Origin of the sequence: Bartonella queenslandensis AUST/NH15, assembly GCF_000312585.1 — a bacterium.
Taxonomy (GTDB): domain Bacteria; phylum Pseudomonadota; class Alphaproteobacteria; order Rhizobiales; family Rhizobiaceae; genus Bartonella; species Bartonella queenslandensis_A.
Genome location: NZ_HE998159.1, coordinates 1 through 332, shown reverse-complemented (window position 1 = coordinate 332; position 332 = coordinate 1). Strand labels below are relative to the sequence as shown.

Below are 332 nucleotides of genomic sequence, written 5' to 3'. Positions count from 1 at the left end.
AATATTTAGAGCATCAGAAAAATCTCGATATCAAAGTTATCTTTGGTAATCCTCCTTATTCAACAGGTCAAAAAAGTGCCAACGACAATGCCAAAAATACTCCTTATCCTATACTAGATAATCGTATTCGTGAGACTTATGCTGCTCAATCAAAAGTTACGAATATACAAGCGCTTTATGATAGTTATATCCGTGCTATACGCTGGGCTAGTGACCGTATTGATAATGCTGGGGTGATTGGTTTTGTTTCTGGTTCTGGTTATATAGAAAAACCAGCAATGGACAGTTTACGAAAATCTTTAGCCAAAGAATTTACGAGTATTTATGTGCTT

At 35.5% G+C, this 332-nt stretch carries 1 protein-coding gene; it reads left to right on the top strand.

The window, feature by feature from the left end; genetic code table 11:
* On the top strand, positions 1–332 hold a 332-nt coding region (locus BN338_RS12300), incomplete at both ends, for a hypothetical protein (protein ID WP_039761829.1).